General features: G+C 58.0%; 19 protein-coding genes and 2 pseudogenes. 11 read left to right on the forward strand and 10 right to left on the reverse strand.

The window, feature by feature from the left end; all coding sequences use genetic code 11:
- Positions 1–237: 237 nt before the first annotated feature.
- The 8 genes and pseudogenes from U5G49_RS25820 to U5G49_RS25855 all read right to left on the reverse strand — a co-directional run.
- Positions 238–726 (reverse strand): GNAT family N-acetyltransferase, encoded by a 489-nt coding sequence (locus U5G49_RS25820; RefSeq protein WP_193443730.1) that lies wholly within the window; start codon positions 724–726, stop codon positions 238–240.
- The gene (locus U5G49_RS25825) at positions 726–1,010 is read right to left on the reverse strand and encodes a type II toxin-antitoxin system TacA family antitoxin (RefSeq protein ID WP_026188748.1); all 285 of its coding nucleotides are present in this window, start codon (positions 1,008–1,010) and stop codon (positions 726–728) included. Before U5G49_RS25825 ends, U5G49_RS25820 begins: the two co-directional genes overlap by 1 nt.
- A 219-nt stretch (positions 1,011–1,229) precedes the next feature.
- Entirely contained in the window at positions 1,230–1,484 is a 255-nt protein-coding gene (locus tag U5G49_RS25830; RefSeq protein ID WP_246288859.1) for a hypothetical protein, read from the reverse strand.
- Between the two features lie 11 nt (positions 1,485–1,495).
- Entirely contained in the window at positions 1,496–2,245 is a 750-nt protein-coding gene (locus U5G49_RS25835; RefSeq protein ID WP_193443733.1) for a sulfite exporter TauE/SafE family protein, read from the reverse strand.
- Positions 2,246–2,352: 107 nt separating this feature from the next.
- Positions 2,353–3,420 carry a lipocalin-like domain-containing protein gene (locus U5G49_RS25840; RefSeq protein ID WP_193443735.1) on the reverse strand — a complete coding sequence of 356 codons (1,068 nt, stop codon included), beginning with the start codon at positions 3,418–3,420 and terminating at the stop codon, positions 2,353–2,355.
- Complete coding sequence (locus tag U5G49_RS25845; RefSeq protein ID WP_193443737.1) at positions 3,410–5,818, reverse strand: ABC transporter permease; 2,409 nt, start codon at positions 5,816–5,818, stop codon at positions 3,410–3,412. The genes U5G49_RS25840 and U5G49_RS25845 overlap by 11 nt, the downstream gene beginning before the upstream one ends.
- Complete coding sequence (locus tag U5G49_RS25850) at positions 5,815–6,474, reverse strand: ABC transporter ATP-binding protein (RefSeq protein ID WP_193443739.1); 660 nt, start codon at positions 6,472–6,474, stop codon at positions 5,815–5,817. Before U5G49_RS25850 ends, U5G49_RS25845 begins: the two co-directional genes overlap by 4 nt.
- A gap of 359 nt (positions 6,475–6,833) precedes the next feature.
- A pseudogene (locus tag U5G49_RS25855) lies at positions 6,834–7,154 on the reverse strand (ATP-binding cassette domain-containing protein); the annotation flags it as partial.
- Between the two features lie 72 nt (positions 7,155–7,226).
- Here U5G49_RS25855 and U5G49_RS25860 point away from each other — a divergent pair.
- From U5G49_RS25860 to U5G49_RS25910, 11 genes and pseudogenes are all read left to right on the forward strand, one after another.
- Positions 7,227–8,294 carry a cyclic nucleotide-gated ion channel gene (locus U5G49_RS25860; protein WP_115156672.1) on the forward strand — a complete coding sequence of 356 codons (1,068 nt, stop codon included), beginning with the start codon at positions 7,227–7,229 and terminating at the stop codon, positions 8,292–8,294.
- A gap of 236 nt (positions 8,295–8,530) precedes the next feature.
- Positions 8,531–8,773 carry a CYTH domain-containing protein gene (locus U5G49_RS25865; RefSeq protein WP_115156673.1) on the forward strand — a complete coding sequence of 81 codons (243 nt, stop codon included), beginning with the start codon at positions 8,531–8,533 and terminating at the stop codon, positions 8,771–8,773.
- Positions 8,774–9,132: 359 nt separating this feature from the next.
- Entirely contained in the window at positions 9,133–9,516 is a 384-nt protein-coding gene (locus U5G49_RS25870) for a response regulator (RefSeq protein ID WP_193443741.1), read from the forward strand.
- A 284-nt stretch (positions 9,517–9,800) separates the two neighbouring features.
- On the forward strand, positions 9,801–10,067 hold the full coding sequence (locus U5G49_RS25875) for a BON domain-containing protein (RefSeq protein ID WP_193443743.1): 267 nt from the start codon (positions 9,801–9,803) through the stop codon (positions 10,065–10,067).
- 132 nt (positions 10,068–10,199) lie between these two features.
- Positions 10,200–10,595, forward strand: a complete 396-nt coding sequence (locus tag U5G49_RS25880) for a DUF1236 domain-containing protein (RefSeq protein WP_193443745.1) — start codon at positions 10,200–10,202, stop codon at positions 10,593–10,595.
- Positions 10,596–10,696: 101 nt separating this feature from the next.
- Complete coding sequence (locus tag U5G49_RS25885) at positions 10,697–11,575, forward strand: DUF1236 domain-containing protein (RefSeq protein ID WP_115156676.1); 879 nt, start codon at positions 10,697–10,699, stop codon at positions 11,573–11,575.
- A 55-nt stretch (positions 11,576–11,630) separates the two neighbouring features.
- A complete protein-coding gene (locus tag U5G49_RS25890) occupies positions 11,631–11,798 on the forward strand; it encodes a hypothetical protein (RefSeq protein ID WP_018241696.1) in 168 nt (55 codons plus the stop codon).
- Positions 11,795–12,376 carry a BA14K family protein gene (locus U5G49_RS25895; protein ID WP_193443747.1) on the forward strand — a complete coding sequence of 194 codons (582 nt, stop codon included), beginning with the start codon at positions 11,795–11,797 and terminating at the stop codon, positions 12,374–12,376. The genes U5G49_RS25890 and U5G49_RS25895 overlap by 4 nt, the downstream gene beginning before the upstream one ends.
- Before the next feature lie 86 nt (positions 12,377–12,462).
- Positions 12,463–12,770: pseudogene (locus U5G49_RS25900) on the forward strand (hypothetical protein); the annotation flags it as partial.
- Between the two features lie 296 nt (positions 12,771–13,066).
- Entirely contained in the window at positions 13,067–13,270 is a 204-nt protein-coding gene (locus U5G49_RS25905) for a hypothetical protein (protein ID WP_115156678.1), read from the forward strand.
- 538 nt (positions 13,271–13,808) lie between these two features.
- Positions 13,809–14,057, forward strand: a complete 249-nt coding sequence (locus U5G49_RS25910; RefSeq protein ID WP_246288900.1) for a hypothetical protein — start codon at positions 13,809–13,811, stop codon at positions 14,055–14,057.
- Between the two features lie 566 nt (positions 14,058–14,623).
- Here U5G49_RS25910 and U5G49_RS25915 read toward each other — a convergent pair.
- Entirely contained in the window at positions 14,624–14,863 is a 240-nt protein-coding gene (locus U5G49_RS25915) for a DUF2934 domain-containing protein (RefSeq protein WP_115156680.1), read from the reverse strand.
- Positions 14,860–15,105 (reverse strand): hypothetical protein, encoded by a 246-nt coding sequence (locus U5G49_RS25920; RefSeq protein ID WP_193444140.1) that lies wholly within the window; start codon positions 15,103–15,105, stop codon positions 14,860–14,862. Before U5G49_RS25920 ends, U5G49_RS25915 begins: the two co-directional genes overlap by 4 nt.
- Positions 15,106–15,181: the final 76 nt, after the last annotated feature.

Genomic DNA, 15,181 nt, shown 5'->3' on the forward strand with positions numbered 1-15,181 from the left:
AGGCCCAACGAAGCCCGACTTGGGGACTGCTCTGCCGCGGCGTTCAAGTGCATGCTGCTGACCGAGATCATGCGACATTCGTTCTGATGGGAGTGAGCTCCTCGTCCTTCAGGCTCCAAATATTCGAAACCATGTGGCAATTAGGACATGGATTCCGATTTTAGACAAACTTTTCAAAGCTCTCCGTCAATTCGCCGACCGTCGTTGGGTTGTCAGACGAGCGACTGTTTTCACCGATCACTTCAGGCCTACTTGAGCTTTCAATGATAACACCAAGGCCATAGGATTCGCGGGCGACGCTGCAAATCCAAAATGCTCATAGAAGGCCTTGGCCTCATCGGAGATCGCGTGAACCAGAAGGCCGCGAATACCCATGATATGGGCTGCCTGTCCGGTACGCAGCACGGCGTCTTGCAACAGCGCGGCTCCGATTCCTTTTCCCTGCCAGTTGCGATCGATGGCCAGACGGCCAAGGACTGCCATGGGAACCGGGTCGGGCATGTTGCGCCGGATCGCTCCGGGAGCGTCCGCGACCGCCAGCGCTCCCGATGAGAGGCAGTAATAACCGACAACGCGCTCGCCCTCGCAGACCACATAGGTTCGCGATGCGCCGCTGACCTGATTGGCCCGCGCCCTGCGGCGCAGCCATTCATCAAGGCTGTCGTGCCCGCTGTCGAATAGCAGGAGATCGTGCGCTTCGCCGAGAAGCATCGGTGCAGACAACATTACGGCTGCCAGGGTTTGGGAGCATTCATCAACCGTTCGAAGCCTTCGCTATTTGGCGGCTGGTCGAGGACGGCGAGATAGTGTTTGTAGCTGTCAGGATCGACCCGCACCAATGTCTGATCGAGAAGCGCGTCTTCTGCGGCACGGCGCGATGCGTCGATCATGAAATCCGAACGGGTTTTCCCGTGGGCCTTGGCGGCGCGGTCGATCAGGACGCGAACGTCCTCACGAACCCTCAAGTTAACGGCGCGGGTATGGGTATCAGTGGCATTTTTGCTGGTCATGGCCTTTTCCTTCAAGGCCTTATACCACAAACGCATACACAATGTGTATCTATTTCCTGCGGTGTTGCGGGTTGATATCCCAAAGCCTCCCTTTTGGTTCCTTCTGGACATGGGCGCTGATCGCTTTCGATCGGAAGCCCGGCTTTCATCGTTAGACAAGAAACTGGCGACGCCAGTTCCTCAATCCCTACGCGAGAACGCGCCGCCGCATTGCGGGCGCTAGTTGAGTGATCCAGCACCCGGGATCGCGCCTCTCGCACGAACCAGCAAATCCGCGCATTTGGAAAGGCGAACACTGGGCACAAGCTCATCTGCGTGCCGCCAATGTTCGGCGGCAATGACGATCGTTCGTGCGTTCTCAATCAAATCCGCTGGATCGAGCTTTCCCGCGATCCATTCGTCGTGCCCCTTGAGCATCTTGCAGGACTTCGGCTCCTTGAATTGCAAGTTATTGACTGAGAGCCTGAGGGACACGGGACCTCCGCTCAAAGGTAAGCTCGCGAAAAGAACACTGCGGTCGTTAAAAAGGCGACCACGAGGGTTAGCAGCCGAACGACCGGTGATGGCAGCCTTCGTCCGATATGCGCTCCGATCCATCCGCCGATAACGGCTCCAATCGTCATGGGAATGCACTCCTGCCATACGATTGCCCGGGCAAGTACGAAGACGACGACGGCGACCGCGTTGGCGGCGGTTACCATCACCATTCTTGTCGGATTCAGGCTCTTGATGTCCCCGCCCCCGAGCGCGCTCCACGCCGCAAGCATCATGAGACCCACCGCGCCGCCAAAATAGCCGCCATAAAGACCGAGAAATAACTGAACCGTTGCGAACGCCAGAACACTCGGACGTGCCTGCGTCTGCAACTGGGCGCTGAGCCTCGGACCTGCAGCGAGCATCAATGTCGCCACCAGCAAAAGCCATGGCAGGATACCATCGAAAATCCTCGAAGGGGTTAGCAGCAATAGAATGCTTCCGGCCACACCACCCATCACCGTCACGACAGCAATGGGCACGACATTGACGCCGCACACACTCCTAACCCCATCACGGTAGACCCACGAGCTCGCCATACCGCCGGGAAACAAGGCTAAGGTGCTTGTCGCGTTTGCGGCTACCGACGGCACTCCGACCGATATCAGCGCAGGCAGGGATACGAACGACCCGCCGCCCGCCAACGCATTCATGCTGCCTGCTAACAAGCCAGCAAGGAAAAGAAGCATTATATCGCACATGTTCAGGTCGCCTTAGCACCCAAGCCTGATTTCGGCCGAGCCTCTTGTCCAATACCGCGGTCACATTGCCGTACGACGCTGTGCGTCCATAAGAGTCCGCCCCACGACTAGTATCCTGTCATTTCGAGATATCCGACGCCTGACATTGAACCCCTGAGATCTATCGGCCCCTCCCAGTATGGCGTCGATGTCGCCATCCAGGACTGGTCATTCAACGGTTTGGTTCTTATATCGAGCGACTTACCTGGAACGCGTATTCGCCATTCCACCGGTATCTCTCGCCCCTTGACTGTTGCCTTCCGCAAAGGCTCCAGTTGAACCTCTTCTTTCGACAGGGGTGTCGTTCGCCCGTCCGAGGATATCCAGTTCGCGGAGATGAACCCGTCCTTATCATCGCGAAGGCGAAAGGCCATAAGCTTCTCGCCAGAGTCGAAATGTAATGAGAACCAGTCCCACCCCGTCTGGTTTGAGGCGAGCGGCTGAGACGACCACTCCCGATCCAGCCACGCTCTCCCGGTGACCTTCACCGGGGATCCGGAGATCGTGATTGCGCCGGAGACCTTGTAGAACGGTTGCGAGTAGTAGTAGCTCGCCTGCCCGCCTGATGACTTCACAGAAAACCCGTTATCACCCTGCAGCACGAGCGGGCCATCGGCGCCAAGGTTCAAGCCAAAGCTGAAATCCGTCCCGCTCGCAGTCACCGAAAGATCCCCAAGGTCAAAGGCGCTCTCAGTGGAACCAGTCATCTGCCAGTCGTCGATCCATGCCCGAAACGGCGTGGCCTCGACGCCTGCCTGTCCAACTCCGCCCCGGCCCAAGCGCTCGGCGACGAACTGGTGAGACTGGGTGGTAATCGCCGCATGCCCGATCCATAGCTGGGGATCTGCGAAGCCTGGCCTTTCTTCCGGAGCCAGAGCGGATCGAAACAATGTCCACTGCGCCCCATACCGCTTGCCATCCTCACCCTTGAGGTTGGCGGTGACATACCACCACTCGATCCGATAATCCGGATGAGCGCCATGATCGGCAGGAAACGAGAGATCGCGTCCACGCTCCGGGATCGAAAAGCCCTGTGCATCCGATCCCAGTCCGGCGAACCCCTGCCCCGACGCCTGTTCAGCCAGAGAGACCATAGCCACCGCGACAAAGGCGGATGAAACTTTTCTAACGTTCATTCGCGAAAATCCTAAGCAGGTCTGCAGGATTGATCGTGGCCAGGCGCCTGACCGGCACCAGCACCGACAAGAACGCCGCCAGCAGCGCAATCGCTCCCAGCCAGAGCCAGTCGATCGGAAAGACCATCATCGGCAAGCGCCACCCGAATGCCTCCACGTTCACAATCGAAAGCAGCACCCATGCCAAAGTAAGACCGACGGGAATCGCCGCCAGAAATGTCACGAGCCACAGCGCCAGTGTCCGGGCAATTTCGTATAGAGCCAGATCTCGACGCCGCACACCGATCGCCCAGACTGGTGCAAGCTGCGGAAGCCGAATTCCAGAGAGGGTCAAGAGGCTTGAGAACATGGCAAATCCCGCCACCGCCAGCGTGAGGACGTTCAGTGCACCTGTCACCTTAAATGTCTGGTCGAAGATGGCTCGCGACTGTCGTTTGAGTGAAGCCTGGTCGACGATCGCTGTCTCAGGCAGACCCAATTCCGCGACTAGCTGACGTTTCAGGTCCTGGGCTTGCTCGGGAGGCACGCGGACGCCGTATCGGAGCTTCGGCACATTCGGGTAATGATCAACCAAGGTATCGATGCCAACAATTACCTGCCCGATGGGGTTTCCGTAGTCTGAATAAACGCCAACTACGGTAGCAGTCCACCCACCCGGCATAACCAAAGGCTGGCCGATCTTAGCTTGACCACGACGCCACATCTGCTCGTTGACGAGAGCGCCCTGCCCGTTAGCAACCGTTCCCCACACGTCCTTATCGGAAGCGATCAGTGGCCAGTGCTCCCGATAGGTCGGATCATCTGCGACGCCAAAAATCTGGACCTGCTCACCTGAGACCTCACCGTCGACGCTCCAGATCGGAAGGACTGCTGTGGCGTGCCGCTGAAGCCAAGTCCGCAGTCGCTCGGACTGGTCGTCATCCTTGGCGGTCACGTATAGCTCTGCGGCCAAGCGTTGATCCAGCCATGCGATAAACGTCAATCGGAAACTGGAAACCATCGTGCCGACACCAATGTTTGCCGACAATGCTAGAAGAAGGGCCATCAGGGCCAGTGACAGCCCCGGCAGCTGTATACGGGTATCTGCCCAGAACCATTCCATAAGAGCGCTTCTTGCGAAATGTTGAGCCGTGATCAGGGTAACGGCAATAAGCCCTGGCAGTATCAGTGCCGCTCCGAGAAGCAGGCAAGCGAGTACTGCAAAGCCCGCGACAAGGCCGGACCCGGCTATTGCAAGGAGGGCTGCGAATATTAGCAACGACCCGCCAGCTCCAGCCTGATAAACCAGCGAGCGCGCTGATGCTCTCGCCCACGCCCTTGGTTGAGCCGCTGCGAGGATCGGCAGTGCCCAGACGCGCCAAAGGCTCTGTGCCGAGGAAACGCCGGTCCCTCCAAGAGCGATCGCCAGTCCCGCTAGCCACCATTCGGGCCGAATTGACAGCGAGCCCGACACATTCGCCCCATACAAGTTCCGCAAGGTGGCAGCGACACCCGGCATCAAGAGCCAGGCGATGATGTAGCCGAGAATAACCCCGAGAACGCCGGAAACCAGGGCCAGTATCGACAGTTCAACCACGAGCATGACGGCCAGAGTCCGAAGGGAAACACCAAGAGATCGCAGTGTTCGAAGGGTACCGCGACGCTGTTCGAAGGTCAGGCCTGTTGTGGAGTAAACGATGAACAGACCGACGACGAACGACAGAAACCCGAAAGCGGTCAGGTTAAGGTGGAAGCTGTCCGTGAGGCGCGAGACATCCGGCTGGTCGGCCGGTTCGCGAATGGTCAGCCCCGGCGCTATTTGTTCGAGAGCTTGAACTGTAACCCGCTGCTCGGGAGCTATGACCAGACGGTCGATCTTCCCATGTTTTTCAAGCAATTTGTCCGCTACGGAGATGTCCACGAAGGCAGCGCCGTCTGGGAGGTTGCCGTGGACTTTGACGGCCATATCCGTGTTGCCACGCAGCCGCTCAGCAGTCGCGGCGGATACCAAAAGAAGCCCAGTAGTGGAAAAGAAGTCGGAGAGCTCCGCACCGTTTGCGATGGTCACGCCCGAACTACCCCTGGGCATGGTCAGCGGCTCGATGCCGACCATTCTTATCCGCACCGGCCCAAAGCGATAGTTGCCCTCGATGACAGGCGAAATGTTCAGGCCTGCTCGGCGAAGGCTTCCATATACCGCGGTCGCAATACCATCATCCTCCTTGGCAACGATCTGCCGAAGGCTTCCTTGCTCGAGAACCGATGATGCCCGTGCGTAACTTGCCCTAGCCTCTGCATTGATTGCTTGGACGCCGGACCAAAGCGCCGTTGCGAGCGTTATTCCCATGACCAAGGTGAGCAGCTGAAGCGGCTTTCGGCGCCAATGCGACAGCAGCGCTGCGAAAGCGACGAGGTTCATTCGACAATCTTCCCGCCGCGAAGAACCACTATTCGATCCAGACCGCCTGCAAGCCTTGCGGAGTGAGTCACAAGCAGAAGAGCGGACCTCGCGGTCCGTGACAGACTGACCATAAGATCTAGGACCCTGTCTCCGGTCTGCTCATCCAGGTTGCCCGTTGGCTCATCCGCGAGAATGAGTGGCGGCCGCGCGGCCAAGGTCCGCCCAATCGCAACGCGCTGTTGCTGACCTCCAGATAGTTGCTCGGGGTAGCGGCTGATGTAATCACGCAGCCCCAATTTGCCAATCAGCTCCATCTCCCAAGCAGGATCAAATCGATCGGCGAGCTTTGCGTGGAATGAGATATTGGCGGCGACTGTCAGCGAAGGGATGAGATTAAACTGTTGAAAAACCAAGCCCACCTGGGTTCTACGGTAATGAGCGCATTCATTCTCATTAAGCTGCCGGATGTCCCGTCCGTTCATGACGATGGATCCACTATCCGCGCGATCCAGACAGGCAGCCAGGTGAAGCAGCGTACTCTTGCCACTGCCGGACTCTCCCGTCAGGGCCACGCTTTCGCCAGAGGCCACCTGAAGGTCGACCCCCTTTAGTATTTCGATTAGCCCCTCGGCCGTGGTGTAGGATTTTCTGACGCCTGAGAGGGCAAGGATCATGTCGGTCTCTTAGTCAGGGATTCGCAGAATGCAACGACCTATGGGTGACCTAAGAATTTATTCGGAGGATCACAAGACCTTGGTCCGAAACGTTCACCTTTGAAGGGCCAAGCCTACCACGTTCGCCGCGACCTACCGCCAACTGGGATCGCTTCAGCTCGTAGTCCGCGTGGCCCCACGACCAACCAAGGAGTCGATACCTAATCGCCGCGCTAAATCCCAGGCAGCTTATCAGTCGTCACCGTCGCTGCCGCGAGGCGCTACTCGATCTGATCGGCGTCGCGCAGGACGCGGCAATGTGGACAAAGACACCTCCACAGCGTGCGAGCTTCCGCGCGTGGACGGAGATCATCTGCAATGATCTTCTCCAGGCGACACAAACAAAGAGCGGCTTCCTCCTTGGACTTGCCCTGCACGACGACCAGCGGATCCATAGCGTTCGGGATGACCGTCATGTTTTTGAAGACGTTGAACTGTTGGAACACCATCGCTGTGCGGAGACGGATCGCCTGGACGGCAATCTTGTCCGGGCGCGCGAAATCCATCCTGATATCGTCGAAAGCAATCGTGCCGGATGTTGGCTTCACCAAATGGTTGATGCACGTCAGGAGCGTCGTTTTGCCCGTCCCGCTTGGTCTGATGGCCTCGTGAGTCACGGGATCCTCGGGCGGCACCTGCATCAGTCCCCCGTTCCCTTGCGTGTGGCCCGAAGGTATCTATTGTCGAGAATGCCGGGTGGTTGGGAGTAGGTAATGTCGGCAGTGCCGTTCTCAAAGATTTCGACGCCGCTCAACGCGCTGTTCGCTACAATCGGTCTCCTGGTCGTTGCCGCACTGACGACGCAGGGCCTCACTGGACGGGAGAGGCTTGTCTTTGAGCTGCTACTTGCGGCAATTTGGCTGGCCTATGTCCTCCAATTGAGCGGCGCATTGCTTTCACGGCGCCACCGCTTGTCGGGCGGGATGCCTGCCCTCGTGATCGATTTGCTCGCGGTTCTGGTTCCTGCTGCTGCATTCTTGTTCGTTGGGCCCCCTGATCGAAACCTCTTTTGCGCCATTTGGCTTCTCAAGCCGTTGCGCGACTCGACCTTCTTCAGGCTGCTGGCAAAGGTGGTCGCGAATGAATCGCGCAATCTGCTTGGCGTTACATCGGTGTTCGGCATCGTTCTTTTTGGCGCTGCGTTAGCCGGTTATATCATCGAGCGAGATGTCCAACCCGATAGGTTCGGCAGCATTCCGCAGGCGATGTGGTGGGCGGTCGTGACGCTGTCGACGACCGGCTACGGCGACGAGATCCCGCAGACCCTCGCAGGTCGAGTTCTGGCCGGATTGGTGATGATGAGCGGGATCGGTATTTTTGCACTTTGGGCCGGCATCCTCGCCACCGGCTTCTACGAAGAGGTTCGCCGCCAAGACTTCGTTAGCAATTGGCAATTGGTCGCTGCCGTACCCCTCTTCCAGAAGCTTGGTTCCGCTGCACTGATCGAGATCGTTCGGGCGTTGCGACCGCGCGTTGTCCCCGCAGGTGCCGTGATCTGCCGCAAGGGCGATGTTGGCGATCAGATGTTCTTCATTGTCGAGGGGCGGGTCACCGTGGCGACACCCGACCATCCAGTGGAACTCGGTGCCGGAAACTTCTTTGGCGAGATGGCGCTGATCAGCGGCGAACCGCGCTCAGCGACGGTCACCGCAGCAACCGAGGTATCGCTGCTGTCGCTTTACGCCGTGGATTTCCAGATGTTGTCGAGCAGTAGTCCGGAGATCGCGGAGACCATCCGGAAGACGGCGCTGGAGCGGCGGGGCGGGCCGCCGAAGGAATAATCCAAGCCTGATGGTTGCGGCATAGCAGCGGCCAGTGAAGGTTACGCCTTGACCGGCTCATTGGTCCGAGACGGTCGAAAAGTAGAGCGTTGGGGTGTTGATTCAACCTGATCTTGCAACTTATGATCGGCGGCCTCCTGTGGACTGTCACCTAATTGTGCGCCTTGCCCGACCATCGCGACGCACTCGCCTAGTTCGTGAAGACCGTGGAGGTGGTCGTTGATCGAGGAGACGTAGTGTCTGGCAACAGGCGCTCGCCTGTTCGGGAAATCGAAGTCGAACTGAAGGACGGCGCTCCGAAGGACCTGTTCATCTTCATTCGCAAGATCGACGCGATCGCACCTTTCCGGTTCGGCGTTCAGTCCAAGTCAAAACGGGGCCTCGCGCTTCTGGACAGGCAGCAATTCATGTTCAAGGCAGAGCATCTCGATCTCGAACGAGACATCAAGGCGTCTACCGCCTTTCGAGAGATTGCCTGAAAACCCGCACGGTGATTGAAGTCATCAAATAAGTTGAAAGCATCGCGGGCCTGCTTCCCAGGCCCGGAGCAATTTGATCGCCGCATTTCATCTTCATTCGCGGTTGATATTCACGATTTGCTGTGGTCATCCCGAGACGAAGACCGTGTTGTATTCCGCACAGGAAGCGTTCGGGCCTGACGTCAAGGTCTGGTCCACGGACAATTCTTCATGGCAGGGCGCGGGGAGGATCTCGGACCTTAGTTGGGGATGCTTCAGACTGAAGTCCTACACGTGGAACCGCTTGTGGTGTGGAGTGTTTTCGATTGGCGACGCCAGAGAGCGCCGCGCTGATTTTGTAGCCGCCCTGGAGACGAACCATGCGCCTGCTCATCGTCGAAGACGAACCGGGAATCGCTCTGGTGATTGAGGACGTCGCGATCGACGCCGGATTTGAAATCACTGGCACCGCGGGGGACATGTCGGAAGCTCTGGAGCTCGGCTCCGCAGCAGACATCGCCATCATCGACGTCCGGCTTGGGGATGGAATCACCGGGCCTTCCATTGCGCGCGCCCTCTTTTCCGAATTCGGAATTGGGGTGGTGTATTTCACTGTGAACCCTGGCCTCACCGAGGATCCGGAGGGCCGAGCTGTCGTCACTAAGCCGGCGAGCCCCGATAGAATAGTTGATGCGTTGTCCATGGCAGCCAAGAACGCTCGCGCAAGAACGCATCGCGTCGCGAGCGGGCACACCTTCCACTGAACGCTTGAGGCCCCGTTTGTCGGCTCCTTCCCAATGAACTCAATGCTGCCGACACTATCCTTGTTGACATGGGTCCACAGCGCGTCACCAGGGAGGTCCTGACTGGATACAGCAACATCGCTAAAACCTCCCTGGTGTCCTTTCAACAAGGATCAGCAAAATTTAAGTCGGATAGCGCCGAGGGGAAGACGGACCTAAGTCGGACTGGCCGGCCCAGGACCTGCTTCTCATATCAGGCTTGAGGTAACATGAAGTTCCGTGGAGGGGCGGAACAGGAGGAGAGTATGAAGTTCGGCCCCAATAGTCATGAAGACCGCTGTTCGGAAGGCCATAGTGCGGCCTCTACTATCGCAACGATATCAGCAGCTCTTTCCGTCGATCCTGACATTGACAGCAGCGCCATCGAGATCAGGATGCTCGGCCCCGTCGTTCTGCTCGAAGGCTACATAACAAATCCTGCAGACCGCGACAAAGCCATCTCAATTGCAACGATGATCGTCGGCCAGGAAAACATCCAGGACCGGATGTTGAGCCGTTTCCCCATGCAATAAGTTGGCGGTATCCATACTGGCTGAGACCAAGGTCCGATGTAGCCCCGGCACGAAGTCCCAGCTCTGGAACAGTTTTTCTGTTTGACGGTTTCGACCTCCAGCGGAACCAACCGCGTCAAAGGAGAAAAACAGATGAATATCAAAGCAGTAGGAATTGCCGCCAGCATCCTGTTGGCATCGACGTCAGCGTTCGCGCAGTCGTCAACGGTGACAGGCGCGGCAGGTGGAGCTGCCACGGGCGCGATTGTCGGTGGTCCGGTGGGTGCTGCTGTCGGTGGCATCGTCGGCGGCGTGGCAGGCAGCGTCATCGATCCACCGCCTCAGAAAGTGATCACTTATGTCCAGCAGGCTCCGGCCCCGACCGAACGCGTCGTGGTGAAGGAGAAGGTGGTTGTAGGACAGCCCCTGCCGGAGACCGTTGTCGTGACACCAGTCCCCGATGATCCGAAATATGCATACGCGATCATCAACGATCAGCGTGTGATCGTCGAACCTTCTTCCCGAAAGGTCGTCCAGGTCATCCAATGACCGACGGACCGGCTTAGGCCGTTTTTCTAACAGTGAGGGCACGCATGCGACGCATGAGAATGCGAGGCGGCATCGCGTGCCCGAAACCTCGGAGATTGATCATGAAAAGCAACCATCTCACCATGCTCATGGCAGCCTTGTCACTGAGCGTGTCGCCCCTTGCAACATTGCCGGCAGCAGCCCAGCAGGACACCAAGAGCAGCGGCCAGCCCCAATCCGGTTCTCAGACGGGCACGGACACCGGTTCGCAGTCCGGCTCTAGCGCCGCCGGCACTGGCACCGACTGCACCCCCGACGCCTCGGGAGCCTGCCCGCAAGGCAAGGGCCAGTCATCGCAGCAGAAATCCGGTCAGGGCTCGGATACCCAGAAGAGCGCCGAGCAGCCTTCCCAGGATAAGTCTTCGACGAGCGGAAGCGCCTCCGGCAAGGCTTCGACTGAAACCAAGCCTGGATCGCAAGACGCCGGTAGCGGCACGACCACCGAACAGAAGCCCGTCGCCAAGTCCGGCACCACCGATAACAGCGGCGCAGCCACCTCAGGTACGAAGAGCAGCACGCAAAATGCCAAGCCTGCAGAGGGCACGGGCAAAGGCGCCAACACGCAGAGCGGTGATGCCTCGAAGCAATCGACGGACCAGAACGCGACAACGAACAAGAGCTCGTCCGAAACCAACGTCAACAACACCACCGCCACGAATAACCAGACGAACACAAAGACCAACGTCAACATATCAGTCGAGCAGCAGACTGAAATTCGCACTGTCGTGAAGGAAGTCCATGTCGAGCCGGTGAAGGAAGTCGACTTCACGGTTTCCGTCGGGGTGAAAATCCCGAAGAAGGTACGGCTGGAACCGCTGCCGCCGCGCATCGTGAAGATCGTTCCGCAATATGAAGGCTACCGCTTCTTCATCCTTGCCGACGGCCGGATTGTCATCGTCGATCCTTCTGCATTCACCATCGTCTACATCATCGCGACATAACCGCCAGCGCCTCGGCGGCGACCCCCGCCGCCGGAGCGCCAGCGAGGAGAGGAACATGATCTATTCCGAAGAGAAATCCGGTGGTCTGGCCGTGCCGCTGATCGCCATCCTGCTGGCAATCGCCGGCATTCTCGCCGTGCTTGTCGCCACCGGCGGCCGACATAGCAGTGCCGCCGGCCGTGTCTGGGTTCCACAGGTTCAACAGCAGGGGTCGGGACAATGAAAGCCATCGCATCCGTTGCCTTTGGCATCTTAAGCTCGGTCGGGGCCTGCGTCGCTGCCGCATCTGTCGCATCCCATGTCGTGGCGGATTCCGAACCTCACGCCTTCAAGGAGCTCGCAGCGCGCGATCTGTGGACGACGACGCCGGTAAAAGTCGATCCTCGGCAGCAGCCCTATGAACGAATTCCGCCTCTCTATTCCAGCTATGTGACCGAGGCGTCGGCGAGCACGGCGTCAGCGGCAAGGCCCGATTCGGCTCGCCCGCCAGCCGAACTTCAGACACCGCAGCCCAGACTTTCGGCCGCGCATCTTGCCTGGTGTGGGGAACGTTATCGCTCTTTCGATCCCACGACCAACAGCTATCGGTCCTATAGCGGTGAGACCCGCGAATGCGCATCGCCGTTCCAGCGGACTGTCGCCGAGGCCGATGAAGGCGTCGGCACGAAAGTGAATGCACAGGCGGCAGCCCGGTGCGCCGCTCGCTACAAGTCGTATCGACCGGAAGACAATACGTATCAACCATGGGAAGGACCGCGGCGCAGCTGCGACATGTCGGATCTCGTTGCGACGAGCAATTGATTATCGGCGGAGGTCGCGCGGTGCGGACCACGCTGCACCAAGCTCGTGAATGGGACGGGTTGTATTAGAGTGTTGGAGATCAGGGGATGGCAACGGCGCTGATAACAGAAATCCAGCAGGCGCAGACAAGGCTTCCGCTCTTGAGCCGAGCGGATCGAGCAGCCCTTATCGTTCGCATCCACCGCGAGCTGAAGACGCATCGGCGGGAGGTTCTCGCAAATGTGCCAGCCGAGCCCGCGTATGGATCGACAGGCTGATTGCGTCCGTGTCCTCGACGATACCGGAAATCGTCAACATGCTGGACGCCGAGTTCAATCGTGTCTCGAGCGAGTTCGAAAAGCTTATCGCGACGCTCGATGACATTTCGCATGCGGAGAAGCTGTCGAAGATAATTCTTGAGAGGCCCGCGGCGAACAGGTGGTCTAATTGGATTTACGCGTGGCGCCAGATCGCCCTGCCGCGCCGGCCCTTTCCGGGCCTATGGCTTTCGTCTCCACCGCGACACTTCTTAGTCTGAACTAAACGGCATCGTCCTTCGGAGATCGTCGTCGACCATGACGAGGCTGGGATTATGAAGGAAGCGAAGGAACACGCCGAACGCCTTGAGCCTATTGCCCCTTCATCCAACGTTCAGGTTGGATCGCCGAAATTAGTCCAACAGCCTCGGCTACAGATGTATGGACGACCTAGATGTTTCCAGCGCTGACCTCCCTTTCCGACCATGATATTGAAGTTGTGGTCGATACCGTGACAGAATGGTGTTCGCAGCATCATTGCGACATTGATAGTAACCGCGGGCAACTTGCGCTCACAACGGCTGTCGACGCGCTTCAGAGCTCACCGGGCCGGGATGCTTTGCTGCACCATCTCTCCGAGAAATTGGACGAACAGTAATTGAGAGTACGCTTTCGATGATATGTGATTGGAAGACCGCTCAGCGCACAGGAGATTGATTGCGTGGGGTCAGGCAATATCGCCGAGCGGCCGATCGAATAATACTAGAGACTATTTTCGACTTGAAGTCACTTTGTACATCAGAGCGAAGTCTTACGATCAGTGCCTAGTCGCAAATAGCTATGGAAACAGCATCTCAAAAGTACTATTTTATTGAAAATGTATGATTATCAGCAAGGTGATTTGCAACGTGGCCAAGTCACTAGCCGTAAAAAACACCCCCCTTCCTGATCCCCGCTCTAGCGGGGTTTTCTTCCCACCCCCGCAGGCGGAAGCTAAGGCGGCGAAGCGGAACTTTCTTTCATCTGCCATGTCTAGCGTTCGGACGTGCCGGAACGCGCGTCCTACTTTCCATGCATCACCTCGTTGCGCTGGCGTGAACCGACCAGTAACCAGATTTGGTTGTTCACGTCGTACACCAGGTTGAAAATTGATATGCATGACTCTCGCCTAACTTGTGGAGACGAAGTTGCCTGGAATGATGTTGATGTATTCCACTACTCCGATCACAGTTCACAGCTGGGTCCCCGGCAGCGAGAACAAAGAGTTCATCTCTCTGCAAGCAGCTATTGAATACGCTGGAAAGCACATTGACGAACTTCCGGCGATAGAGATTCTTATCCGCACAGGCGCCCATCGTTATGTCATCATTTGGGGTGATCAACTTGCGGCATTGGTCAGGCGGGTTTGCGTTCTTAATCGCGGCAAGGCATCCCAAGGACATTGAGTGAAAAGCCAACCGGCTCGGGCTCCTGCGTCGACGCGAAGGCGCTGGGTACCGGCCTTGCGATCCTCACGATCCGCCCTCTCCAGTCGTTTGGACTCAATCGTCCGGAACCGTACAGGAACTTTTCGGACTATCTACTGTTAGGCCCTAAGGATCGCACAGGCGCCCCAAACTGGGGTTGTCCGCTTCCCTTCCTTCCTGTGCGATCCGTCCTTTCCCCAAGCTGCCCCGTTTCGGCGGGGCGCCTTTCTGGTCCACAGCGAGCTCCTTCAGCGCCTTGATCTCTAGCGGATGAAAGATCAAAAAAATCCGTCGGAACGGGAACAAAAAGCTCCGTTGATAGTAAAGCATTCGGGCCGTGCGGAGATTATTAAAGGCTGCCGTCCTACATTCGATGCACGATCCACTCAACCCAGGACTTAGCCCCGCTTCAAAAAGCGGGGCCTTTTTGGTACCACGACCTGACCCAAGCCGCAGCCCCGTCGATGGTGAAGCCCGGCCAAGCGATAACTGGTGCTTTGTCATGTGATGCGCACGAATAACCGCTTAAAAGCGAGTTACGCCGCTCAGCCGACCTTCGTCGATGGATGGCCCCAATCTTGGCGCGGCATTCCCGGCCGCTGCGGTTTCGGGCGAAACTTCACCAGTACCTCGCGGCCATCAACGGAAGCCTGTGTGCGCTCCAGCGCGTCGCGTTCGGCAACTGCCTGGCGCCAGTGTTCGTCGTCGCGGCCGTGAGGGCGGCCCTGTTCCTCCCAAATCGCATAAGCTCTTTTGCTGATCCATTCGTGGCGTCTACTGCTCATCTATCCATTCCATTCGATGGTTGGGGAATGCTGTCCTGCGGGACCGGTCTGTCCTGCCGAACCGGCCGGCGGCGCTTGGCGGCCATCAGCAGGTCGAGTTCGATCGAGGAGGGTCCGAAGCGGGCGAACAGGCTTTCTGTCTGCTCGCCTTTCAAGCCATATTTGGAAGCGAATTCATCAAGGCTATCGGGGCGGCCGCGCAAGATTCTGCTCCGGCGCTCCGGTTCACGGATTTGCGTCATTGTGGTAACCCCAGTTTGTTTTGCGAATCTGAGAACAAATAATAGCGGCGGAAGTTCCGCCAATTTTCAGCGTTTT

The sequence above is a fragment of the Rhizobium indigoferae genome, from assembly GCF_034554815.1.
GTDB classification, from domain to species: domain Bacteria; phylum Pseudomonadota; class Alphaproteobacteria; order Rhizobiales; family Rhizobiaceae; genus Rhizobium; species Rhizobium leguminosarum.